Origin of the sequence: Flaviflexus equikiangi, assembly GCF_014069875.1 — a bacterium.
In the GTDB taxonomy this organism is placed as follows: Bacteria; Actinomycetota; Actinomycetes; order Actinomycetales; family Actinomycetaceae; genus Flaviflexus; species Flaviflexus equikiangi.
The window spans coordinates 297,419-319,362 of the sequence record NZ_CP059676.1 but is presented as its reverse complement, the minus strand read 5'-3'; the positions used below and the strand labels follow the sequence as shown (position 1 = coordinate 319,362).

Genomic DNA, 21,944 nt, shown 5'->3' with positions numbered 1-21,944 from the left:
TACGGCACGAAATTCCAGCCATCGGCAACCAGTCGCCGGCCATCCGGATCCGCGATGACGCCACATGTGCCAAAAACGCTGAGAGAGACGTGCGGGCCTTCGAACCCACGAATCTGCCCCTATCCACAGGTACGTTGGAGTTGGTCAAATTCTTCTGCTTGAAACAAATGGGGACACAGAGTGAAAACACGTTGGTGGGTCATCGGTGCAGTCGTTGCCGTGGGTGTCGTTCCGACGTTCTTCATGGACGAGATCCCGGCCGATGAGGGGGTCGAGCTTCCTTCCGCAACAACGTCGGCGCCCACTGTCGAACCCGAAATGGAGACCGTCGTCGATGAGGCGACGGAAGAGGCGGAGGCCGCCAGCCCGGAACCGACAGAAGAACCGACCACCATCGAACCCACGCAGGGCAGTCTCGCGATCGAGGCTGCCCAGAGCCTCGAGGTGAAGGGGCGCGCCCCCACGACGGGCTATGACAGGGACCAGTTCGGGCAGCGCTGGGCTGATATCGACAGGAACGGCTGCGATACTCGCAACGACATCCTCGACCGGGATCTCACGGACACGACATTCAAGCCAGGCACACACGACTGCGTCGTTCTCACCGGGACTCTCGTCAGTCCATACACGGGAGATCTCATCTCCTTCGAACGCGGCCAGGCAACCTCGTCAGAGGTCCAGATCGATCATGTCGTGGCACTGTCTGATGCGTGGCAGAAAGGTGCCCAGCAGTTCTCGCCCGAGCTGCGGGAGACGTTTGCGAACGATCCGCTCAATCTCCTGGCAGTGGATGGAAGAAGCAACTCCCAAAAAGGTGCGGGCGATGCTGCCACGTGGCTTCCCAGCAACAAGTCGTTCCGGTGCGAGTACGTATCACGCCAGGTCGCGGTCAAAGCAACCTACGGGCTCTGGGTGACCCAGGCGGAGAAGGATGCCATCATCCGGATCCTCGAGACCTGCCCCGGGCAGACGCTACCCGACGGGGATGACATGATCACAGTCGCCCCGATAGCCGACGAGGACACGGCACCTGCCCCCGTTCCCACACCGGAGCCGACTCCAGCGCCGGCGCCGACTCCAGCCCCCGCACCGGTGGCCCCAACCGATGTGTATTACGCGAACTGTACGGAAGCCCGTGCCGCAGGCGTGACACCCCTCTATGAGGGAGATCCCGGCTACCGGACGGGGATGGACGGGGATAAAGACGGAATAGCCTGCGAATAGAGCGCCGCCTCCGCACGCCTCAGCGAGCGAAGGGCCCACCGGTGACCGGCCCCCGCTGAGTCTCTATCTCCTGATCGGACTCGACATCTACTGGTAGGACACGAAGTCGGGCATGGGCTCCACAGCGAAGGTCTGCTCGGGCGTCAACATGGGGAGGTCCTCGTCCAGGAAGTTCTTCCATCCCCACGCCACATCCGGCGCGTTCTCGTGAAGGGCACGCCACGTCGCATTCTTCGCGCCCTGGCTTCCCTGCCCGTCAGCGTGGATGAGGAAGGCAACTTCTGAACGGGACTGATCGAGCTGGTCACGGTCGCGGATCATCTGGAGCTGGAACTGATGAAGGATGATCATCTTCTGCGGAAGATCGTTCTCCCTCACATAGTCAGCCAGGTAGTGCGCCACCTCGTTCACTTCCTCGATCTCGACGTGGCCGATGCGGGTGAGCGGCATCTCGTCCGGGCCGAGGCGCCACTCGGGATCGAGAGCGATACCCACGTGAGGGTAGGCGAGCAGTTCTTCGTACTGCTGGATCTGGGAGAGGAAGTCCGATCGTCCGGGCTGGAAGTCGAGGATCACGTACTGTCCTGCCTCGCCGGCTGCCTCGATTAGGGGGATGAACCAGTCGATTGGACCCTCGTTGGAGTAGTTCCCATCGTCACCCGCCTGCCCTGCCGCCACGGTCACGATGATCTCCTGGGCAGGAACAATCGTGTCCTCGGTCAGCGCCCGATAGGGTTCCGCGATCTCTTCCGCACGCGCAATAGTTCCCGCCACGTCCTGTTCGCCAAGGATTCCGAGCGCCGGGGTGACGGGAGAGCCATACATGGCAATGTAACGTTTTCCCTCGAAGATGAGCTGATGGCCGCCGGGCAGCTCGACTCCGGTTGCGGCCGCCGACAGCTGCCATTCGACATCGGGATGCTCTCCAGCGAATACGCCGACAACCGTGTCGGCTGAAGCTGCCGCCGCTATCGCCTCACGAGATCCACGCGGATCGGCAGGTGATTCGACAATGTCGGCTCCGGCGGCGCGGGCAGTGCCGACAGCCGCCAGGTTCGCTCCATCCGTTAGAACGACAACGCCATCGACCTGGTCAAGACGATGGTCGAAGTCATGGCTTTCTGGAGCAAGGAAGGCCTGCCCGTCATCGAGTGCAAGGAGAGCATCCAGGCCCTCTCCCTGCGGCTCGACGACAGTCACCCGTGGATCAGCAGGATCGGAATCCTGCGGCGACTCCGAGGCAGGAGCCTGTTCGTCTGCCGAGGAGCCTGCGCTCGATTCACTGCCTGTTGTCAGTTCCCCTCCGGCAGGGGGGACTGTTGGAACGACGTCGATGCCGTCGAGAGTCACATCCGAACCGACTGCGATCACCCATTGCACGCCCAGCCTCTCGAGCTCAGCATTCACGCCCTCTCCGTCGACGAGAACAGGGACGCTGTAGACGGGTCCCAGGGACGCGGCCTCGCCCTGCATCCCCTCATCCGTCACGACTGCGCCGGGCGATGATTCGAAGAACTGCTGACTGGCTTCGAGAGAGACCTCACTCGCGTCATTCCCCGAGATCACGGCAGCATCGGGCACAGCGGCAACCGCTACCCTCTCCTCGGACTCAGGAACATCGGAGCTTATCTCCGGAGCACTCGAGCTTGTCTCCGTAGAAGCGGAACAGGCCGCAAGGGAAACAAGACTCACCACCAGCAGGGCACTCATGAGCTTCATCGGCAAGGCTGAACTTCCTTCGTATCGGCTAAGTCAGAAACCCTACACGACGGACGTTCTGGGGGCAGGTGGTCTGATCACCTGTCCCCAGACCACCCCGCATCTCACAGCTGTGGACTACTCGCCGGCCGATGGTTCCGACAGTGCGAAGTCATATTTGCAGGGCGTGATCTCACCATCGTGGAGAGCGGCGACGATCAGATGCTGACCGAACTGCACCTTGAGGATCTTGGATGATTCCGACCAGTCAGCCCGGGCGCCCTCTGTCTCCTCGAACGTCGACATGAAGGCAGTCATCCCATGGGAGTCATGCGTCCAGTAGCGCCGGTAGCCATCCTGAGTCAGGAACTCCACGTAATGGCCGATAGCTCGACAGAGGAGGACAGGCTGCCATGCTCCGAGGTGGGCAACATGAAACCTCTCCGGAGTGAGAGAGTGTCCATCCTCCGTCAGCACGCAGTCCTCGATGCTCCTGTCGTCATCGAAGGCAGATTGTTCGTTATCAAAGTTGGGCTGTTCCGACAGTTCGCTCATGACTGTTCCTTCTCGCTAGTTCAACAATCCTCGCCACAACCGCCGCTGGGCGGTGTCGGCAGCCGAGGATGGTGCCACCGACAATCTGCTCACCTGAGCACGAAACCCATCGGGAGCGATGGGCATGTGGATACAAAAGAGGAGTGAGAGAGGACGTCCTCTTCTCACTCCGATAGGACAATGACTGTCACCCGTCAGGACAACGCCGGTCGATCAACACTGCATTGGCGCCCGCGTCGGAGAGATATCTGACCGACTCACGCAGCGTCGAAGAACCGCATGCCCATCGCGCGATACCCATGACGATTCCCTCAGCCCCCTCATTCCCACTCCCCTTTCGAGATAACACGGCCGAGTCAGTTGACCGTTCCTTACCTAAAGCACGACCCCCGCACACTCGACTGAGAGTCGAATGAACGGGGGTAGTTCTTGGCACGATGTGTGCCTGAGATAAGAATGCCAGGCGGTCCGGACAGAATTTGGCCGATTTTATTTCACCGCGGTCACGCCCAGTCTCCTTCCGCGTCGTTTCTGGTCAGCCGATCCGCACATACTTCAGCTCGAGATACTCGTCGAGCCCTTCGTGGGAGCCCTCGCGTCCGATGCCAGACTGTTTCACCCCGCCGAACGGCGCAGCAGGGTCGGAGGCAACTCCGACGTTGACGGCCACCATGCCAGATTCGATCCTGCCGACAACGTCTCGCACCTGGTCGATATCCTGGCCGCACACGTATGCCATGAGCCCGAACTCGGTATCGTTGGCCGCTTCCACCATGTCGTCGACGGTCTCACAGACGATGATGGGAGCAACGGGGCCGAAGATCTCTTCTTTGTTGACTCGGGCGACTCGTGGAACGTTCGTCAACACGGTTGCGGGGAAGAAGTGCCCGGCACGTTCTAGCGCCCGTCCCCCGAGAAGGACCTCAGCTCCCTTCGACACTGCATCATCCACGAGATCTTGGCACTTCTGGACTGCCGCTTGATCGATGAGAGGACCCAGAGTTGTTCCCCCGTCGAGACCATCTCCAAGGACGAGTGCTTTCACTTTGTCGACAAAAGCTGCCGTGAACTCCTCCGCGATGTTCCTGTGAACATATATCCTGTTCGCCGCCGTGCAGGCTTCCCCGTTGTTACGGAACTTACCTGCCATGACAGCGGTAACAGTCTTGTCGACGTCGGCGGATTCAAGGACAAGGAATGGAGCGTTGCCGCCGAGCTCCATCGATGTTCGAAGAACATTACGGCTCGCTTGGGAGAGCAAGGTCCTGCCGACTGGCGTGGAGCCCGTGAAAGATATCTTGCGCAATCGGGGATCGTCCATGAGCGTGCTCGAGAGCGCCGCCGAGTCTTCCGTCACGACGCAGTTGACGACTCCGGAAGGCACACCGGCCTCGTGCAGGATCTCCATGAGGAGAAGGGAGCTGAGCGGAGTGAGGTTCGCAGGCTTGAGCACAACAGTGCACCCTGCCGCGAGCGCCGGCCCTATCTTGCGGGTCCCCATCGAGAACGGGAAGTTCCAGGGCGTGATCAGCAGCGTCGGTCCAACGGGTTGGGAATAGACGAGGATGTTCTGGCCAGCGGCTGCGGGAGCTGGCCTGAATCTGCCGCTCGAGCGGACCGCTTCCTCGGAGAACCACCGGAGGAACTCTGCCCCGTAGTTGACTTCTCCGTATGCTTCGGCAAGCGGCTTTCCCATCTCCATCGTCATCGTCACCGCAAGATCGTCTGCTCGCTCGAGACAGAGTTCGTAGGCGCGGCGGAGGATATCGGACCGATGCCGTGGCGTTGTCGCCGCCCATGAGGCGGCGGCCGCAGACGCAGCATCGAGAGCCTTCATTCCTGCTGTGGCCGCGTCGGCTCCAGCAATCGTCATGATCTGGGCCCCTGTTGCCGGGTTCTCAACGGCGAGGTTTCGATCCCCGCCGATAAACTCCCCGTTGATGAAGGAGCTGGTTGGCATCCGGTCGAGAAGACTAGAGATGGTATCGGGTGCAATCGGAGGTGTGAGTGGCATGGGCTATTCTCCCTGACGGTCGAAGACGATGACTTGGCGGATGGCATTGCCGTCGGCGAGCTCATCCATCGCCTCATTGATGTCTTCGAAGCGGATGGTTGATGAGATGAGCTCCCCGACCGGTAGCTTCCCTTCGAGATAGAGGTCTGCGTACTCCGGGATATCGCGAGCGGGAACAGCGGAGCCTAGATAGCTGCCGATGACGGTTCGCGCGGCCGCAGTCAGATTGAGCGGCGCGATCTCGGATGTCGCATGTGCGGGCGGGAGCCCGACAGTGACAAGGGTGCCACCGAAGCCGATGGCGTTGTAGGCGGTCTCGAAGGCTCTGACATGGCCGGCCGCCTCGATCACTTTGTCAGCCGTAATACCCTGTTCTGCGACCTCTTGCGGAGTGAAGACACGATGAGCTCCGAGTTCTTTCGCACGCTCCAGCTTCGAGGGAAGGGAGTCGACTGCGATGACTTCTTTGACGTCCTGTGCCAGGGCAGTGATCAGTGCGGCCATGCCAACGCCGCCGAGCCCGACGACCATGATGGTTTCTTCCGGAGACGGTTTCGCCGCGTTGAGGACGGCGCCTCCGCCCGTCAGCACCGCACATCCGAGCACTGCCGCTATCTCCGGTGGCACCCTCCTGTCGACGACGACCGCGCTACGGTAGTCGACAACGGCGTGGGTGGCGAATGCGCTGACGCCCAGGTGATGGTAGATCTTCTCTCCGTCACGGTCGAGTGAGATCTCGCCCGACATCATCACTCCGTCATTGTTCGCCTTCGATCCGACCGAACAGGGCAGTTTCCCGTCGGTCTGACATGCTTGGCATTCGCCGCACCGGGGGAGGAAGCTCATGACAACCTGGTCACCGATGTCGAAGCCCTTCACATCGGAGCCCACCTCCATGACCGTCCCGCATGCTTCGTGGCCCAGAAGCATGGGGACTGGCCGTGGCCGGTTTCCCTCCACGACGGAGAGGTCGGAGTGACAGACGCCCGCCGCGTCCATCCTCACCAGGAGTTCGGTAGGGCCTGGGCCTGCGAGATCGAGTTCAACGATTTTGAGCGGCTGTGATTGGGCATAGGGACGCGCAAGCCCCATTTCTTCAAGGACTGCTCCACGGATCTTCATCTGATTGCCTTTCGCGAGGCTGTTTTATGGATTGCTGAAGGGACCCCAATTGAGGGGTCGATAGTTGCTGGGTGACGCTAAGACTTCTTGGCCTCGTCTACTGGCGGCTTGCCGAACGTCTCTTTCGCGAGATCGCCAGCGATGGCATCACCCGCCCTGACCGGTGCGGAAGCGAAGGCTCCTTCGTGCGCGAGAACCGGTCTCCGGTCCCCTGCCAGCTCGGGATACTTCTCTTCCAACTTCTCGCGCTGGACCATCTTCTTATGCCATGACCGGATGAGCTCCCGGTCTCCGTTGTTGGTTCCCCGCCACGTCATGGGCATGTCGTCCCTCGACGGCCCTGGAGACGCTGCCCCCGCGGTGTTCACTCTGCTGGGAATCCGCGCTGTCTCCGCCCCGCACTGGCACAGGGGGTTCTCGGAGAACATCGAGGGGAGCGCTACCTCGAACCGGTGGCCCCCTGAACATTTCACGTCGTATCTGATCACCGTTTACTCCTCACAGGCGTGCCGCCGCAGCGGCACACCTCATCGTCTCGGCCTGCTCAGCTGTAATGACCATTGGGAGCGATCTTCATTGCCTTCCGCTGCTCGGCGTCATGGCCAAAGATCACTTCGGCACCGGTCTCCTCCTGGATGCGGCGCAACTTCTCGACCGACTCGAGCCAACCCACGGAGTCCCATACGATGCCGGCACCAATGGCGGGCGGACCCCAGGACGCTCCCATGTACACAGCGTCTGACGTGAAGATCTTCGTTCCATCGTTCGGCAGATCGACTCGGAGACTCATCGTCCCCCACGTGTGTCCCGGGGTCGAAATGACAGATACTCCCGGCACAATCTCTTGATCTCCGTGGACCGCCTCCATGGAGAGCCCGTCGAAGTCGGAGACGAGGTGTGCGCCCTTGAACAGGCCATCAATCGTTTTGACTCCCTCGATTTCGTCAGCTTGGACAAGGATGCGCGTCTTGCCGTTGTCGAACATCTTTGCGTTTGCCGCATGATCGAAATGGAGGTGGGAGAGCACGAGAATGTCGATATCGTCTGGGGTGAGCTCGAGATCTGCTAGCGCGGAGTCGAGGAAACCCGGCCCCTGTGGGTCCTCTTGGACGGGAAAGAAGTCTTGGAAGCCTGTCGGGGCCCAGCGGGACTCCCAGTCTCGTGGAACACCGGTGTCCCAGAGAACGCGCCCCTCATCCGTCTCGATAAGAATGGCATGTGTCGGACATTCTCCCCACGCCGCCGGTTCATGCTTGTGATGGCGATCCTTAATGGTGTTGCCTGCCTGGAGCAAGAGCCACGTGTGGTCACACTCCATGATTCCGGTCGATAGGAAATGTAGTTTCATGGTGATCCTCCCTGATCCGGGACCGCAGAAAACGATCCGTGAACCTCACCCTAGAGGTGATCTTGCCCACACGCCATGGAGGAACGTACACTCTTTATTCATGGCCACTGGAGAATACTCCACTCGCGTCGAGTGGCTCGAGCATCGTAATCGCGTACTCGAGGCCGTCACAGCGATCGCGTCCCTCATGGCAGCGAATCACGACATCGATATGGTCCTCGATCGAATCACGGCCCTCACCCGAGATCTGACGAACTCAGATATGGCGTACATCTCCCTCAATGACGCTAAAGAGACGTTCATCCAGTATTCAACCGGCGTCCAGACAGAGGGCTACCGTCACATCCGCATGCCGCTCGGAACTGGGGTGCTCGGCAAGGCGGCAATCGGTCGCGGGACGGTCCAAACAGCCGACTATCTCATCGATCCCAGCATCATTCACCTCGACAACATTGACGAAATCGTGCGAACCGAAGGCGTCAGGGCGATTCTCGGCGTGCCGATCAGAGTCCACGGAGCACTGCACGGGGCGCTCCTCCTCGCGAACCGGACGCCGGGCGTCTTCTCCCCCACAATCGTGGATACCGTCACGACAATCGCCCACCACACGGCCGTTGCACTTGACCAATCCCGTCGCTTTCGCGCAGTCAGCGCAACACTTGCGGGTCTGCGAGAAAGCTTCGATGACAGTGCCGAGAGGCTTCAAGCCCTCCAAACCGTTGTCGACCTGGACGCCCTGCTCAGCGAGAGCCTGGCTCAGCGACGCGGGCTCGATCACTTTGCCCACACGGCGGCGAAGGCCCTCGGCTCCGACCTCGCGATTCTTGACGCTCAAGGTGAGCTTGCCGCCCGAGGCAGTATTCACGGGGAACCGGAACTGCCAGCCTTCGCTTCCGAACTCGGCAGACAGGCATTCATCTCGGGACGGCCCGCCATCCGAGACAGGATCACCGCAACTGCGGCTACGTCGAACTCTGAACACTTGGGAAGCGTCATCGTCTTCGATCCTGTTCCTGAACAACTCCTACCCCGCGTCACCAGAACTGCGGTTTTTCTCGGGATTCTTCTCCTGTTCGAAAGAACTCAGCGGGGCGAGGAGCGGCAACGCGACCAGGCACTCATCGACGATCTCTTACAGCGTCGGAAGCTCACGCCGTCAGGCGCGCAGCGCCTCGAGGCTCTTCTTCACACGGGGCCGCTCTCTGTCGCCGTCCTGAGAACCGTTGGAGACTCTCGAACGCAACTAGACCGAAAGACGAGGGATTCTCTCTCCTTCAGCGCCGAGCGTCACGGTATAGACGGCCGGAGATTTCTATCCGTCGAACACCACGACCACATCTGCATCCTTCTCCCGGCTCAGGAATCGGAGGATATCCTCCGGAGCTTCATCAGTGCGATGAAATCGGCCGCCGCGGATGTTCAGTGCGCGCTCGGAGGCAGAGTCGACCATGCGACAGATTTCGCCCAGGCTCACGCTATCGCGCTGACAGCCATGTCTGCCCTCAGAGCTCTCGGGCACACGAATCGCATCTATAGAGCCGACGATCTCGGCTCGCTCGGGATCATTCTCGCCGCGCAGAACGCCGACCCCCACGCCTACACGCCCCTCTCAGAGATCCAAGCATTGATCGATTACGACGTGGCACACGGCACCGAACTCACGCGGACTGCCTGGCTCTATTCGGAAAACCACGAGAACATCAAGATCACCGCGGGCATGCTCGTCGTCCACGAAAACACTGTCCGTCAACGTCTCGTCCGAATCTCCGAGCTCCTCGGATCGAACTGGCAGGGATCACCGCGCTTTCTCGACATTCGTCTGGGCTTGCGGATCTGGGCCCTGAAGACGACGTGACGTCATCAAGCTCCGCTCATCCCAGTCCTGGCGATGTTCCACGGTCGAACCAGTGTCACAATGGCGCTGTGGATGACAACGACCAGATTTCCAGTACCCATCGCATTCGCGGCTCGATCCCCAACATTCCGAGCCGGACGCGCTGGGATCGATTGTGGAGCCCGTTTTGGGCGATACCGGCCGCGGGTGTCACCGCTGCACTCGTTCTGGGGCTCCTCTTGCCGGCGTGGGAACGTGGATTGGATGAGAACACGCTATCGTTCGTGTTCCAGGGCGGGCCTGATGCTGCGCGGGAGGTCCTGGGCACGATCGCCTCATCGACTATCTCCGTCACGGGGCTGATCTTCTCGATCACTCTCGTCGTCCTGCAGTTGGTGAGCAGCCAGTTCAGCCCCCGCATGCTCTCTGGATTCTTGCGCAACCGAATCGTCCAGGCCACGCTCGCCATGTTCTTGGGAACCTTCGTCTTCTCACTCACCGTCATCCGATATGTGTGGAGGCGAGGACGAGGAGACCACCTCTTTCGTCCCACGAGCATCCGTCTCCCCTCGCGTTCCTTCTCGTCCTCAGCTGTCTCGGCTTCTTTCTGGCTTTCATCCGTCTCATCACGGCCTCGATGAGAGTCGCTAACGCGATCTCCGATATCGGTGAGGAGACCCTGGATCTCGCGAAGAGGCTCTATCCCGTCCGCACGGACGATGCTGGCCCCGTGCAGGGGCCTGGGTGGTCTCCGCGGCCCGGGGATCCTCGGATCGCCCTCTCGGCCCGCACACACGGCTCTCTCGTGTGGATCAACTACAAGAAGCTCGTTCGATGGGCGCGTGAGCACGATGCGGTGATCACTGTCGATCGAGCAGTCGGCGACTTTGTCGTGACCGGCCAGCCTCTCCTCCGCGTCTGGTGGGATGGGGAGCTGGAGGACAGTGATCTCACCACGATCTACTCGGCCTGTGAACTTCGCACCGAACGTGAACTCCATCAGGATGTCGCCTTCGGCCTCCGACAGCTTGTCGACATCGCCGATCGTGCCCTCTCCCCCGGCATCAACGATCCCGCGACAGCAGCGCAGAGCATCCAAGAGCTCCATCGGATCTTCCGCTATCTCGTCACCGTCGTTGAACCGAGCCCTTATATCGCGGACGAAGACGGCCACGTGAGGGTCGTCCACCGGCCGCAGAACATCAGCACGATGCTTGATGAGGTGGTGCGCGAAATACACTTCTACGGCTCTGAATCCGCCATTGTTCCGCGTCTACTCCAAGAGATGGTGGAGGATCTCGCCTCGGTAGCATCCGACACGATGATTCCCGCCGTGGAGAACGCCGCCCTGATCCTTCGAGGCGAAGGAACTGAGGATGTGGCGCAAAGATAGTTGACCGTGACTTTCTTTACGGTTTCTGCGGCGTCCTGCGCTCCGCAGGTATCGCGCCGGTGCGGCTACTTCGCGTGGCGCCAATGCCCCTTATAGCCAGACATGAATCTCGCCACTCGATTCGACACTAGGGTAGCGGCCAGCGCACCCCACCATCTGTGCAGTTTCCTCCGGCGGGCTGGCAGATGCCGTCGATGAGTTCCCGATCCCCGATGGGCTGTTCGAGGGTGATCTCGAGAGGCACAACATCGTTGCTCTGGCAGGTATAGGCACCATCCGGCAGTGTCGCCACCAGGGCTTCGATGACGATCTGCTCATCGCTGTAGGTGATCGTCGGTGGGAGGACGGTGCCGGTCTCACCCCCGGCGCACTCGACTCTCATCACCCCGATCTTGAGAGCAGTCGACTCTGCGTCGAGATTCTCGCTCAGCAGCTGCCAGGTGGCTGTCGTACCACCTTCGGGCGCATTGGAAGCGGGAGGTTCACTATCCCCTGTGTTTTGGCATGCACTGACAAGAAGGAGGGATGCCCCCACCATCGCCAGGACTCGCTTCATCATCGTCCCAGAGTATCCCTCTTCCCCTATCTGTGCGCCTGAAGCGCGTACTGACATCGACGCGCGTTGCTCACCTGGGGGCCGGCTGTTCACCGGCCCCCAGGCACCTCGTTCTTCCGGTTATGCCTTTGCCACCTCGACAAGGTTGGTGTGCTGTCCGTTGCCCTTTGCGAGGGGTGTGGGATGGAGGCTGGTCAGCATGTTGACCGCTCCGCCGTGGTCGACTCCGTCCTTGTCGATCTCGATCCAGGCGCCCTGTGGCACGGAGATGACACCGGGGACGATGCGGGGCGTGACCATGGCAGGCAGGGAGATCGTGCCGCGATCGTTGGACACGGTCACCCTGTCATCGGAGACGATGCCGCGCTTGCGAGCATCGGCATCATTGATCCACACACGCTGATGGTGAATATCTCGCAGGGACTCAAGGTTTCCGTATGTTGAGTGGGTGCGTCCCTTGAAGTGGTGCCCGATGCACTGCAGCGGGTACTTCTCGTTGGTGCGTGCTTCCGCTTGACCCTCCCACGTCTCCACATAGGCGGGGATCGGTGTCAGCTCATCGCCCGGCAGCGGATTGGGGAACTCCCATTCCTTCGCCATCTGCGCGAGCGTGCTCGAGTAGATCTCGATCTTGCCGGAGGGCGTTGCGAGGGGACTGGCTTCGGGATCGTCCCGGAACTCTTTCAGGGCAACGGTTGGACCGTCAGGGCTTGTGTAGCGGAACACGCCCTGTTCGATGAGTTCGTCGAAGGTGGGGAACATACCGGGATTGTTCTCGCGGGCCGTGTCCTGGACCCAACGCGCCCAGTCCTCCGTCGTCTTCTTCCCTTCCGCGAACTCGTCGCCGATTCCCATGCGTTCGGCAATAGCGCCGGTCACTTCGATCGATGAGCGCGACTCGTAGAGAGGATCGATTGCTCGGGCGATCATGATCTCGTACGCCATGTCTCCCGTGTACTCGGAGGGAACGATATCCCACCGTTCCGCGGTCGTCGTATCAGGCAGCACGAGGTCGCACATCTTCATCGACGCATTCATCTGGTTGTCCATGCCGACAATGAACTCGCACATCGAGTCATCATCGAGGATCTCACGCGTGCGATTGATGTCGCCGTGCTGGCTGGCCAGCATGTTCGAGCCGTAGACGACCATGAACTTGATGCCGACTTCGAGGCGGTCCTTCCCTTGGACGCCGTCCCTTGTCGCTGTCATCTCCTCGGCTCTCGAGATCGCGTCCGTCCACTTGTAGCAGGAGATCGCTGTCGTGACCGGGTTGACGCCGTCGTCGATCCACGGGGTGTAGGGCCACAGGTAGCCTTCACGGCCGCCTGTGCCGCCGCCGGGGATGCCGACATTCCCTGTCAGGGCGGCCAGGAGGTAGATGGCGTTCGCACTGTTCTCGCCGTTGGCGTGGCGCTGCGGGCCCCATCCCTGAGCAATGTTGGCGGGCTTCGCCGTCGCCACTTCGCGTGCGAAGGAGCGAATCTTTGAGGCTGGGACGCCGGTGATATCGGCCGCCCACGCGGGCGTCTTCTCGATGCCGTCCTCTCCCTTGCCCTCCACGTAGGAGCGGTAGGAGGCGTTCTTCGGTGCACCCTCGGGCATGTGCTTCTCGTCGAAGCCCACACAGTACGTGTCCAGGAAATCCTGGTCGTGGAGGTTCTCGGTGATCATGACGTGCGCCATGCCGGCAACGAGAGCGGCATCCGTGCCGGGGCGCAGGGCGATCCAGTCATCGGCGAGAACCGATGCGGAGTCCGAGTATCGGGGATCGACCACGATGATCTTGAGCCCGGCCTTCTTCGCCAACGTGGCCGTGTAGGTGTTGCCGCCGCCGGACATTCTCGTCTCGAGCGGGTTGTTGCCCCACAGCACGAGCAGCTTCGAGTTCTCGATCGCATCCTCGATGGAGTTGGAGATCTGCTCATCGGGCGAGCCGTAGAAGTACCGTGTGCACTGCGAGATCTGCAGGTAGCTGTAGTTGCCGTAGTAGTTCAGGTGGCCGCCGAGCAGGTTGAGCAGGCGGGCCCAGCCGCCGGAGTTGGCCACGTGCGCGTTCCACACGCCGGAACCATACTGCTGGTAGACGGCCTCCGGGCCGTACGTATCATACGTGTACTGGAGCTTCTCGGCGATGAGGTCGATCGCCTCATCCCAGGAAATCTCTTCGAACTCGCCGTCGCTGCGCTTGGCACCGACTCGCTTGAGAGGCTTCTTGATGCGGTCGGGGTTGTAGATCCTCTCCCGCATGTTCCGGCCTCGCACGCACGCACGGATCTGACGATTCCACAGCGTGTCATCGCCCGTGTTGTCGGGAAGGACCCGAACGACCGTGCCGTCTTTGACCTGGAGCCTCAGCGGGCATCGGGATCCACAGTTCACGACGCAGGCGGACCATACCGTCGCCTCAGCATCGGCGACACCATCGCCCGCCTCGCTGCGCGCCTGAGGCATGCCGAGCAGGGCTGCTGTCGCCACGAGGGCGGCACTGCCCCCGGCCACGCCTGACCATTTCACAAATGATCGACGACTGAGTGTTTCCGACATTTCGTCCCACCTTCCTATAGTTGCTCCAGCTCTAAGAAGGGAAACTCCTGGTTAACGTCCCAAAGGTCCCACTTTGTAAGGAATCGTCCCGGGAGTACGGCCGAGATAGGGTACGTGGCCGTGACGTTATCCGTGGACCCGCTCTGCGGCGCACCGCCGTGCTCTCTGACTCGCTCCGGCGGTACGGTTGGTGAAGGGCCGCAAGCTCGCGGCACGGCTGAAATGAAAGTGGAGGCGTCCATGCTGGCGTACGAATACCAGGACGATGGGAAGCTGGCGTTTGTTGACCGCCCCGATCCGGTGGCGGGCGAGGGAGACATCGTTATCGACGTTGCCGCCGTTGGCATCTGCGGAACCGATCTGAAGATTGCCCGCGGGGAGCACCGCCTCTTCCCGCCCGGCACGGTCCGAGTGCCAGGGCATGAGACGGTCGGCGTGGTGAGAGAGAACCGCAGCGGCCATGATCGCTTCGCTCCCGGGACACCGGTTGCAATCGCCCCGAATATTGCTTGCGGCACCTGCCGGCCGTGCCGGCGCGGTCTCGGGAACCTGTGTGAGAACTATGAGTCCGTTGGCCTGACCTTCGACGGCGGATTCGCCGAGCAGCTGCTCGTGCCGGCCGCCGCTGTCGCGAACGGCAACGTCCTGGTTGTGCCCGAGCATCTCAGCCTCCCGATCGCCTCCCTGACAGAGCCGATTGCTGCCGTGATCCGCGGGCTGCGCCCGCTCGCTCTCACACCGGATGACACGCTGCTGATATGTGGGGCGGGCCCGATCGGTCTCATCGCTCTCCTCGTCGCCAAGCATCGCGGGGTTGGCCGCGTCATCGTCAGCCAAACATCCCCACATCGACGCAACATTGCCGAACACTTAGGCGCGGATCATACGATCAATCCCCGCGAGCGCGATCTGGCGGAGCAGGTGGCGGAATGGACGGATGGTGCGGGGGCGGATGCCATCATCGTCGCCACCCCGGTCGGCCAGGTCTTCACGGAGGCGTTGCGGGCCTGCGCGAAGGGCGGCCGGATCAACTTCTTCGCCGGCCTGCCATCGGGCAAGGGCGAGATACTGCTGGACGCGAATCTCATTCACTACGGCGAGCTTCTCGTCACGGGTTCAACGGCGAATACGTCTGCCGACAATGAGGAAGCGCTAGCCCTTCTCGCCGCCGAGCCGGACCTCTTTGCCCCTCTCATCACGGCAGCATTCCCGCTCACGGAGGCCGATCGCGCCTTCGAGGCCGCGCGGGGCGGAGACAATCTCAAGGTCCTCGTCGAACCGTGAGTGGAGGGGTGGCAGCGCCACCCCTCCACTGGACGCCCACGAAGGGTCCCGTTAGGCGTTTCCGCCTTCCGCCTTCTCGATGCCATCGGCGATGGTGGTGAGGAGGATGGTGACCGAGATCGAGCCGGGGTCCCGGTGTCCGAGGCTGCGTTCGCCGAGAGATTTGGCTTTACCGACCTTCGCAATCATGTCCTTGGTCGCTTCGGAGCCTTTCTCGGCTGCGTCGGCAGCGGCCCTGGCTGTGGCCGGGAGGCCCTGGCCGACGGCTGCTCGAGCTGCTTCTGCGGCAGGGATGAGGGCGTCGAGCATGGTCTTCTGACCCGGTGATGCTTTGCCCCGGGCCTCAACCTTCTCTGCCGCGACCTCGAGAGCGTCGGCATAGCCAGCATCGTCGAGAGTGTCTCCCGAGAGTGCTTTTGCGGGTGCCCGGAACATCGTGCCGAATACGGCGCCAGAGGCGCCTCCGCTCGTGTTGAGAACGGCCGTTCCGACAGTCTTGAACACGTCTCCGACGGTGGCCAGTTCAGCATCTTTCAAAGCGTCGAGGCCGGCTCCGAAGCCGCGGGACATGCCGGTGCCGTGGTCGCCGTCTCCGGTGGCCCGGTCAGCTTCCCCGAGTTCCTCTTTCGCATCGACAATGGCTTGGCAGGCTGTCGAGAGGATCTCTCGCAGCTGTTCGACCGTGATTGCCATCGCTCAGCCCTGGGTGAAGGGGACGGACTCACAGGGGGCGTCGATGAGTTCGGCGATCTCGTCCGTGAGTTTGAGGAGCGTGAGGGATAGGCCTGCCATGTCCTGGGACGTGAAGTGCGCGCCGATGTCGGTGCGTTCGACCGTGAGGCCCTTCGCTTCGAGCAGCTCCGCGACCTTGCGGTAGACGATGAGGAGCTCCATTTGGGTCGTTGCACCGAGGTTGTTGATGAGGACGGCGACACGGTCTCCGGATTCGAACGGCAGATCGGTTGTCACCATCTCGACCATCTTCTCGGTCAGCTCGTCCGCGCTCATCATCTTCGAGCGCTCGACTCCAACCTCCCCGTGCATGCCCAAACCGATCTCCATCTCGTCATCGCCGAGTTCGAAGGTGCGCTTGCCCGTGTCGGGAAGGATGCCGGCACGCACGGCAACACCGATCGTGCGGGTGTTGTATTGGACGCGCTCTGTCACCGCGGCGGCTTCCTCGAGGGAGAGCCCCTTGGCGCAGGCGGCGCCAGCCGCCTTGACGACGTAGAAGGCTCCGCCGATGCCTCGGCGTCCTTCGTAGTCATCGGTTGCGACGTCGTCGCGGACGAGGACGGTCTTCGAGACGATATCGCTGTCCTCTTCTGCCAGCTCTGCACCCATGTCGAAGTTCATGACATCCCCGGCATAGTTGCCGTAGACGATGAGGACGCCTTCGCCGGCGTCTGCCGCTTCGATGGCTTCCTGGACGTGCTGGGGTGCGGGGGCGGCGAAGATGTCTCCCGATACGGAGGCGTTGGCGAGTCCGGGGCCGACGAAGGCACCGTACATGGGTTCGTGGCCGGAGCCGCCGCCGACGAGGAGGCCGACCTTGCCCTTCTCGATTTTCGTACTGCGTACGACGCGTGATCCTGGATCGCGCACGAGCAGCCCGTTGGAGACTGCGACCAGACCATCAAGGGTCTCGTCGACAAGGTTCTCCGGATCGTTCATTATCTTTTTTGCTTGAGTCATGACTACCTCATTGTTGTCAGGCGATGCGGTGGCTCTCGCATCGTTCAGCCCACGTTACTCACGTGTCACCGCTCACGTTACAGGCACGGCCCGGGCGGGGGCGACGACACGCACATTCGTCCCTCCCCAAGGATTCACCCTGGCACATTCGCTTGGAGTGGACGAAGGACGGCAATATCCAGGTCGTGTCTGGGCCTGACCGAGAGAAGCTGTCAGATCGGTGGGGCTGGGCCTGGTACGCCCTCAGGGGGATGTGGGCCAGTACTCGCTGTCTGCCGTGGGGCGGCGTCCGAAGATCGACTGGCCGACCCGCACGACGGTCGCGCCCTCATCGATCGCGATCTCGAAGTCTCCCGACATTCCCATCGACAGCTCAGCGCCCAGAAGATCGGGGTCGGTCTCTCTCGCTCGATCCCGGAGGGTCCGCAGACGCGAGAAGCAGGCACGGACCTCTCGGCGATTGTCGGTGAAGATCGCGAGAGTCATGAGCCCACGGACGTTGAGCGCGGTGCAGTTCTTCAGCTCGGACAGGACTCCCATGAGCTCGTCGGGCTCGAGGCCGTACTTCGATTCCTCCCCGGACGTGTTGACTTGGACGTACACGTCGAGGCTCCGGCCGAGTGCCTGCAGTCGACGATCGAGCGCCTCCGCGACGCGGAGGGAGTCGAGCGCATGGAACTCGCTTGCGAAAGCTGCGACGTCTTTCGCCTTGTTGGTCTGGAGGTGGCCGATGATGGCCCAGCGAACGTCTTCATCGATGAGGGCTGCGTGCTTGCGCCGCGCCTCTTGAACCTTGTTCTCCCCGAGCTCGTGGCAGCCCGCGGCGATCGCGAGGCGCAGCCGGTCCTCGGGGACGGTCTTCGAGACGGGCAGGAGGCGGATCTCCGCCGGGTCGCGGCCCGCTCTGAGAGCGGCGTTGTCGATGCGGGTGCGAACGGCATCGATGTTTCGCGAAAAGTCCTCGACCGTCATGGCAGTATCCACCACGTCTCCCCTTCCTGTCATGACCATCGTAGTGACGAGCATCGACTTTACGAATCTGGGAGAATCCTGGACACCTTCTGGGTTCTCGGGAATGGGACGATACCGGGAGTTACATCGGATCCGACAACCCCAAACAAGGCTCTGACCACTGCTTTCACTAAAAATGCACTTGATTTTCCGGGGAAATGATAGTCAGATGGTGGGGAGCGACGACGCTCACAGCGCCCCGAACACAGAGACCTCAGCCCCACAAGGGCATCGGGTTTCGGAAAGCCCGTCCATGAAGATTTCACTGGTTTCTGAGCACGGGAGCCCGCTTGCCGCTCTCGGAGGCGTCGATGCCGGCGCACAGAACGTTCACGTTGCAGCGCTCGCGACAGCCCTTGCCGACCGCGGACACAGCGTCACGGTCTTCACCCGATGCGATGACGACGCCCTGCCGCCCGTCGTGTTCCTGCGTGACGGCGTCACGATCGTCAACATCGAGGCCGGCCCCCGCGCCTACGTGCCGCGCGATGCTCTCCTTCCCTTCATGCCTGCCCTTGGCCGCGGCATCGCCGCCTATTGGGGGCAGCATCCCGAGGCGCTCCCCGATATCGTGCACTCCCATTTCTGGACGTCGGGCATTGCAGCCCGTGAAGCATTGGACGGCAGCGGACTGGGGCGAGTCCCGCTCGTTCACACGTTCCACGCTCTTGGAACCGTGAAGCGCCGCCATCAGGGAGCACTCGACACGAGCCCGCCGGAGCGGGCACGGCTCGAACCGTCCGTCGCTCTCGACGCGGCCCTTCTCGTGGCCACCTGCAACGACGAGGTGCGCGAGATCGAGGCGATGGGAGTGGATGCCGCGAAGACAGTCGTCATCCCCAGCGGGGTGGATCTGCGACTCTTCCGGCCGGACTGCACGCCGGAGGACACGCAGGGACGCCGCCGCATCGTCACCGTCGGCAGGCTCGTGGCCAGGAAGGGCATCGACCTCACGATCAGCGCTCTCGCACATCTCACCCGCCAAGGCTATGACGATGTCGACCTGCACATCGTGGGCGGATCGTCCGCCGGTTCGATAGGGGACGATCCCGAGGCACTGCGGTTGAAAGAGGTCGCAGACGAGCTCGGCTTGAGAGAACGGGTGATCCTCCGCGGGCAGGTCCCCCGTTCCGCCATGCCCGCCATCATCCGCTCGGCGGCGCTCGTCACCTACACGCCCTGGTATGAGCCGTTCGGGATCGTCCCCCTTGAGGCGATGGCATGCGGGGTGCCCGTCGTCGCATCCAAAGTGGGAGGAGTTGCCGACAGTGTGGTCGATGGCGTGACGGGGCTTCTCGTTCCCCCTCATGCCCCGAATGCGATTGCGAAGGCGGCCGCACTCCTCCTCGACGACCCTGAGCTCGCCAGCGGGCTGGGAGCCAATGGAGTCGAGCGCGTCCGCACTCGATACTCGTGGGGCACCGTGGCCGGAGCAACAGAGGACGCATACCGCCGGCTCCTCGATCGTGTCTCCATGCCACCGAGCGCACCGCAAGAGATCGACGACCGCCGGGAGTATGACCGAACGGAGCGCGTGCGCCGGCGCGACCGCGCCCTGAGCGACGAGGCTGTGCGGGTGAAGCTGGCCGCCCGCGTCGAGCAGGCGCGCCAGCGCCAGATGCAGATGAGGGAGACGGGAGAGGACGATCGGGTGCGAAGCACGCGTGTCTAAGCATCCTGCCCACGGTCGCAGCGTGTGCGCTCACACGACGTGCCCGACCTCTCGCTTCCCCACCAAGATGTGACTAGGGTTACTTTTCCATCAACCGAAGGAGAGCATATGCACGTCGCAGTTGTCGGAGCGACAGGGAACGCAGGGACGGCCGTCCTCTCAGCCCTGCACAAAACCCGCGAGGTCGATTCCATTCTCGCCATCGCACGGCGGGCCCCTGACGTCGAGAAGGCTCCATACAACGCGTGCGATTGGGCCTCGATCGATATCGGCGGGGCTGTGGATGAGGACGAGGCGAGAGCCGACCTGCGGGCGGCTTTCGACGGGGCCGACACTGTCATCCACCTTGCCTGGCTGATTCAGCCGAACTCGCAGCGAGACCTGCTGCGCAGAGTCAACGTCCTGGGCACCGCTCACGTTGCCCAGTCGGCCGCCGAGGCCGGGGTCGGCCATCTCATCGTCGCCACCTCGATCGCCTCGTACTCCCCCGATTCGGGCGGGGAGCCGCGCGATGAGTCGTGGCCGACAGGGGGCATACCCACTTCCCACTACAGCGTGGACAAGGCCGCCCAGGAGCGGTTCCTCGACGACTTCTCTCTCGCCTACCCCCAGATCACAGTCACACGGATAAGACCCGCCCTGATCTTCCAGGCTCTCGCATCCTCGGAAATCCAGAGGTACTTCTTCGGCGACAAGGTTCCCGTCCATCTCCTCAGCAAGGGCACTCCCCCAGTCCTGCCGCTCCCAGAAGATCTCGACACGATCCAAGCGGTCCACGCAGACGATCTCGGCACCGCCTTCGCAGCCGCAGTCGTCACGAGGGCCCCGGGAGCGTTCAATATCTGCGCCGATGACACTCTCACCGCCGACAGCGTTGCCACCATTCTCGGTCGCTCCCGCATCGTGCGGCTTCCCACGGCACTCGTTCGCACCGCACTCGCGGCCAGCCACAAGACGGGAATGGTGGCGATGGACGAGGGATGGCTGGACATGGGCGTCTCGGTGCCGGTGATGGACAACAGCCGTGCCAAGACGGAGCTGGGCTGGCAGCCCCGACACTCCGCGGCCGATGCTCTGCGCGAACTCATCGACGGGATGGTCAAGGGCACGGGCGGGCACTCCATCCCCCTCCGGGCACGCGATCGCGACCATGCGACGATTCCCGGCACCTCCACTCCGATCAGCCACGGCGGAGAGTCGAATGCTGGGCAGTCCAGCACAGAGGATGGGGCTGATGGAGAGTTCGGCCGCCACACAGACCAGAATGCTGATCGGAAGCTCATCGAGCTCTATCTCTCTGATCACCTGACGGGAGCGACCGCCGGCCTCGAGCGGATCGAACGCATGGAGGAAGCGTTCGCGGACACCCCAGTCTTCTCCCAGATCTCCGAGGTTGCCGACAAGATCCGCCGGGAACGGGCACTGCTCGTACAGATCATCGACGATCTGGGGCTCAAACGGAAGCCCTACCGGCAGGCCCTGGCCTGGCTCGGCGAACACGCCGGGCGGGTCAAGCTCAACAACCGGATCATCTCCCGCTCACCCATGACGCTCGTCCTCGAGGCGGAACTCATGCGAAGCGCAGTCATGGGGAAGCTCGGCGGCTGGCAGGCCCTCCATGACAACGCGGAGACGATGGGCCTCGACCCGACCATCTTCGCCACCCTCCAGGAAGAAGCATGGCAACAAATCGCAACATTGGACGAGGTTCACGAGTACGCTCGGAGGAGAGCCTTCCGGCACGACATCTCGACGTTCGGACCTCAGAACTCGGAGGAATCATGAGCGAACCTCGGGTTCGCGAGGAGAAGGCACAGTCAACACGACAATGATCCGGCGATGAGTCCCTGCCAGTGATCCACCCGGACACGAGCCCAGTCACGAAGCGATAGGGCCTGGTGGCCCCGCAGTCAGCGGGGCCACCAGCGTATCCAGCCCCCCGCCGCCCCGTCGGGTGCGCTCTCCCCGCAGTGCCGGGGCGATCAAGATTC

Annotated in this window: 18 protein-coding genes and 1 pseudogene; 8 read left to right on the top strand and 11 right to left on the bottom strand. The window is 62.3% G+C overall.

Annotated elements, in window-relative coordinates; genetic code table 11:
• Positions 1–243: 243 nt before the first annotated feature.
• A pseudogene (locus tag H2O75_RS01485) lies at positions 244–966 on the top strand (HNH endonuclease family protein); the annotation flags it as partial.
• Positions 967–990: 24 nt separating this feature from the next.
• Positions 991–1,224, top strand: coding sequence for an excalibur calcium-binding domain-containing protein (locus H2O75_RS10950; RefSeq protein WP_220462810.1), 234 nt, complete (start codon positions 991–993; stop codon positions 1,222–1,224).
• Between the two features lie 87 nt (positions 1,225–1,311).
• Here H2O75_RS10950 and H2O75_RS01480 read toward each other — a convergent pair whose 3' ends face one another.
• The 6 genes from H2O75_RS01480 to H2O75_RS01455 all read right to left on the bottom strand — a co-directional run bounded on the left by H2O75_RS01480 (position 1,312) and on the right by H2O75_RS01455 (position 7,961).
• Entirely contained in the window at positions 1,312–2,943 is a 1,632-nt protein-coding gene (locus H2O75_RS01480; RefSeq protein ID WP_182172690.1) for a hypothetical protein, read from the bottom strand.
• 117 nt (positions 2,944–3,060) lie between these two features.
• Complete coding sequence (locus H2O75_RS01475) at positions 3,061–3,477, bottom strand: hypothetical protein (protein ID WP_182172687.1); 417 nt, start codon at positions 3,475–3,477, stop codon at positions 3,061–3,063.
• Between the two features lie 535 nt (positions 3,478–4,012).
• The gene (locus tag H2O75_RS01470; RefSeq protein WP_220462755.1) at positions 4,013–5,437 is read right to left on the bottom strand and encodes an NAD-dependent succinate-semialdehyde dehydrogenase; all 1,425 of its coding nucleotides are present in this window, start codon (positions 5,435–5,437) and stop codon (positions 4,013–4,015) included.
• Positions 5,438–5,494: 57 nt separating this feature from the next.
• Positions 5,495–6,613 (bottom strand): alcohol dehydrogenase catalytic domain-containing protein, encoded by a 1,119-nt coding sequence (locus tag H2O75_RS01465; protein WP_182172681.1) that lies wholly within the window; start codon positions 6,611–6,613, stop codon positions 5,495–5,497.
• Positions 6,614–6,690: 77 nt separating this feature from the next.
• The gene (locus tag H2O75_RS01460) at positions 6,691–7,101 is read right to left on the bottom strand and encodes an FmdB family zinc ribbon protein (protein ID WP_204736212.1); all 411 of its coding nucleotides are present in this window, start codon (positions 7,099–7,101) and stop codon (positions 6,691–6,693) included.
• A gap of 56 nt (positions 7,102–7,157) precedes the next feature.
• The gene (locus tag H2O75_RS01455; RefSeq protein ID WP_182172678.1) at positions 7,158–7,961 is read right to left on the bottom strand and encodes an N-acyl homoserine lactonase family protein; all 804 of its coding nucleotides are present in this window, start codon (positions 7,959–7,961) and stop codon (positions 7,158–7,160) included.
• Positions 7,962–8,061: 100 nt separating this feature from the next.
• On the opposite strand from H2O75_RS01455, the gene H2O75_RS01450 reads away from it, so the two are divergent.
• The 3 genes from H2O75_RS01450 to H2O75_RS10775 all read left to right on the top strand — a co-directional run bounded on the left by H2O75_RS01450 (position 8,062) and on the right by H2O75_RS10775 (position 11,188).
• Positions 8,062–9,816, top strand: a complete 1,755-nt coding sequence (locus H2O75_RS01450; protein ID WP_182172675.1) for a helix-turn-helix domain-containing protein — start codon at positions 8,062–8,064, stop codon at positions 9,814–9,816.
• A gap of 68 nt (positions 9,817–9,884) precedes the next feature.
• Positions 9,885–10,436 carry a DUF2254 family protein gene (locus H2O75_RS10780; RefSeq protein ID WP_220462754.1) on the top strand — a complete coding sequence of 184 codons (552 nt, stop codon included), beginning with the start codon at positions 9,885–9,887 and terminating at the stop codon, positions 10,434–10,436.
• Complete coding sequence (locus H2O75_RS10775; RefSeq protein ID WP_259365324.1) at positions 10,403–11,188, top strand: DUF2254 family protein; 786 nt, start codon at positions 10,403–10,405, stop codon at positions 11,186–11,188. The genes H2O75_RS10780 and H2O75_RS10775 overlap by 34 nt, the downstream gene beginning before the upstream one ends.
• Positions 11,189–11,315: 127 nt before the next feature.
• Here the strand turns inward: H2O75_RS10775 and H2O75_RS01440 are convergent, their stop codons facing one another.
• Positions 11,316–11,747 carry a hypothetical protein gene (locus tag H2O75_RS01440; protein ID WP_182172672.1) on the bottom strand — a complete coding sequence of 144 codons (432 nt, stop codon included), beginning with the start codon at positions 11,745–11,747 and terminating at the stop codon, positions 11,316–11,318.
• Between the two features lie 117 nt (positions 11,748–11,864).
• Positions 11,865–14,291 carry a DMSO/selenate family reductase complex A subunit gene (locus tag H2O75_RS01435; RefSeq protein WP_182172669.1) on the bottom strand — a complete coding sequence of 809 codons (2,427 nt, stop codon included), beginning with the start codon at positions 14,289–14,291 and terminating at the stop codon, positions 11,865–11,867.
• A 240-nt stretch (positions 14,292–14,531) separates the two neighbouring features.
• Between H2O75_RS01435 and H2O75_RS01430 the strand changes: the two genes are divergently transcribed.
• Positions 14,532–15,575: a zinc-binding dehydrogenase gene (locus H2O75_RS01430; protein ID WP_182172666.1), complete on the top strand. Its 1,044-nt coding sequence runs from the start codon at positions 14,532–14,534 to the stop codon at positions 15,573–15,575.
• A gap of 51 nt (positions 15,576–15,626) precedes the next feature.
• Here H2O75_RS01430 and dhaL read toward each other — a convergent pair whose 3' ends face one another.
• The 3 genes from dhaL to H2O75_RS01415 all read right to left on the bottom strand — a co-directional run bounded on the left by dhaL (position 15,627) and on the right by H2O75_RS01415 (position 18,275).
• A complete protein-coding gene (gene dhaL / locus H2O75_RS01425; RefSeq protein WP_182172663.1) occupies positions 15,627–16,268 on the bottom strand; it encodes a dihydroxyacetone kinase subunit DhaL in 642 nt (213 codons plus the stop codon).
• Between the two features lie 3 nt (positions 16,269–16,271).
• Entirely contained in the window at positions 16,272–17,270 is a 999-nt protein-coding gene (locus H2O75_RS01420; protein ID WP_182172660.1) for a dihydroxyacetone kinase subunit DhaK, read from the bottom strand.
• A gap of 243 nt (positions 17,271–17,513) precedes the next feature.
• Positions 17,514–18,275 carry a YggS family pyridoxal phosphate-dependent enzyme gene (locus tag H2O75_RS01415; protein ID WP_182172657.1) on the bottom strand — a complete coding sequence of 254 codons (762 nt, stop codon included), beginning with the start codon at positions 18,273–18,275 and terminating at the stop codon, positions 17,514–17,516.
• A gap of 259 nt (positions 18,276–18,534) precedes the next feature.
• Here H2O75_RS01415 and H2O75_RS01410 point away from each other — a divergent pair, with 259 nt between their 5' ends.
• Complete coding sequence (locus H2O75_RS01410; protein ID WP_182172654.1) at positions 18,535–19,953, top strand: glycosyltransferase; 1,419 nt, start codon at positions 18,535–18,537, stop codon at positions 19,951–19,953.
• A 108-nt stretch (positions 19,954–20,061) separates the two neighbouring features.
• Entirely contained in the window at positions 20,062–21,738 is a 1,677-nt protein-coding gene (locus H2O75_RS01405; protein WP_182172651.1) for an NAD-dependent epimerase/dehydratase family protein, read from the top strand.
• Positions 21,739–21,944 lie beyond the last annotated feature (206 nt).

Bases quoted from the DNA above. Each gene is read 5' to 3' on its own strand.
- H2O75_RS01435 (WP_182172669.1), bottom strand. From the start codon at position 14,291: ATGTCGGAAACACTCAGTCGTCGATCATTTGTGAAATGGTCAGGCGTG.
- H2O75_RS01430 (WP_182172666.1), top strand. From the start codon at position 14,532: ATGCTGGCGTACGAATACCAGGACGATGGGAAGCTGGCGTTTGTTGAC.
- H2O75_RS01475 (WP_182172687.1), bottom strand. From the start codon at position 3,477: ATGAGCGAACTGTCGGAACAGCCCAACTTTGATAACGAACAATCTGCC.
- H2O75_RS01465 (WP_182172681.1), bottom strand. From the start codon at position 6,613: ATGAAGATCCGTGGAGCAGTCCTTGAAGAAATGGGGCTTGCGCGTCCC.
- H2O75_RS01410 (WP_182172654.1), top strand. From the start codon at position 18,535: ATGAAGATTTCACTGGTTTCTGAGCACGGGAGCCCGCTTGCCGCTCTC.
- H2O75_RS10950 (WP_220462810.1), top strand. From the start codon at position 991: ATGATCACAGTCGCCCCGATAGCCGACGAGGACACGGCACCTGCCCCC.
- H2O75_RS01450 (WP_182172675.1), top strand. From the start codon at position 8,062: ATGGCCACTGGAGAATACTCCACTCGCGTCGAGTGGCTCGAGCATCGT.
- H2O75_RS01440 (WP_182172672.1), bottom strand. From the start codon at position 11,747: ATGATGAAGCGAGTCCTGGCGATGGTGGGGGCATCCCTCCTTCTTGTC.
- H2O75_RS01420 (WP_182172660.1), bottom strand. From the start codon at position 17,270: ATGACTCAAGCAAAAAAGATAATGAACGATCCGGAGAACCTTGTCGAC.
- H2O75_RS01470 (WP_220462755.1), bottom strand. From the start codon at position 5,437: ATGCCAACCAGCTCCTTCATCAACGGGGAGTTTATCGGCGGGGATCGA.
- dhaL (WP_182172663.1), bottom strand. From the start codon at position 16,268: ATGGCAATCACGGTCGAACAGCTGCGAGAGATCCTCTCGACAGCCTGC.
- H2O75_RS01415 (WP_182172657.1), bottom strand. From the start codon at position 18,275: ATGACAGGAAGGGGAGACGTGGTGGATACTGCCATGACGGTCGAGGAC.
- H2O75_RS01455 (WP_182172678.1), bottom strand. From the start codon at position 7,961: ATGAAACTACATTTCCTATCGACCGGAATCATGGAGTGTGACCACACG.
- H2O75_RS01480 (WP_182172690.1), bottom strand. From the start codon at position 2,943: ATGAAGCTCATGAGTGCCCTGCTGGTGGTGAGTCTTGTTTCCCTTGCG.
- H2O75_RS01405 (WP_182172651.1), top strand. From the start codon at position 20,062: ATGCACGTCGCAGTTGTCGGAGCGACAGGGAACGCAGGGACGGCCGTC.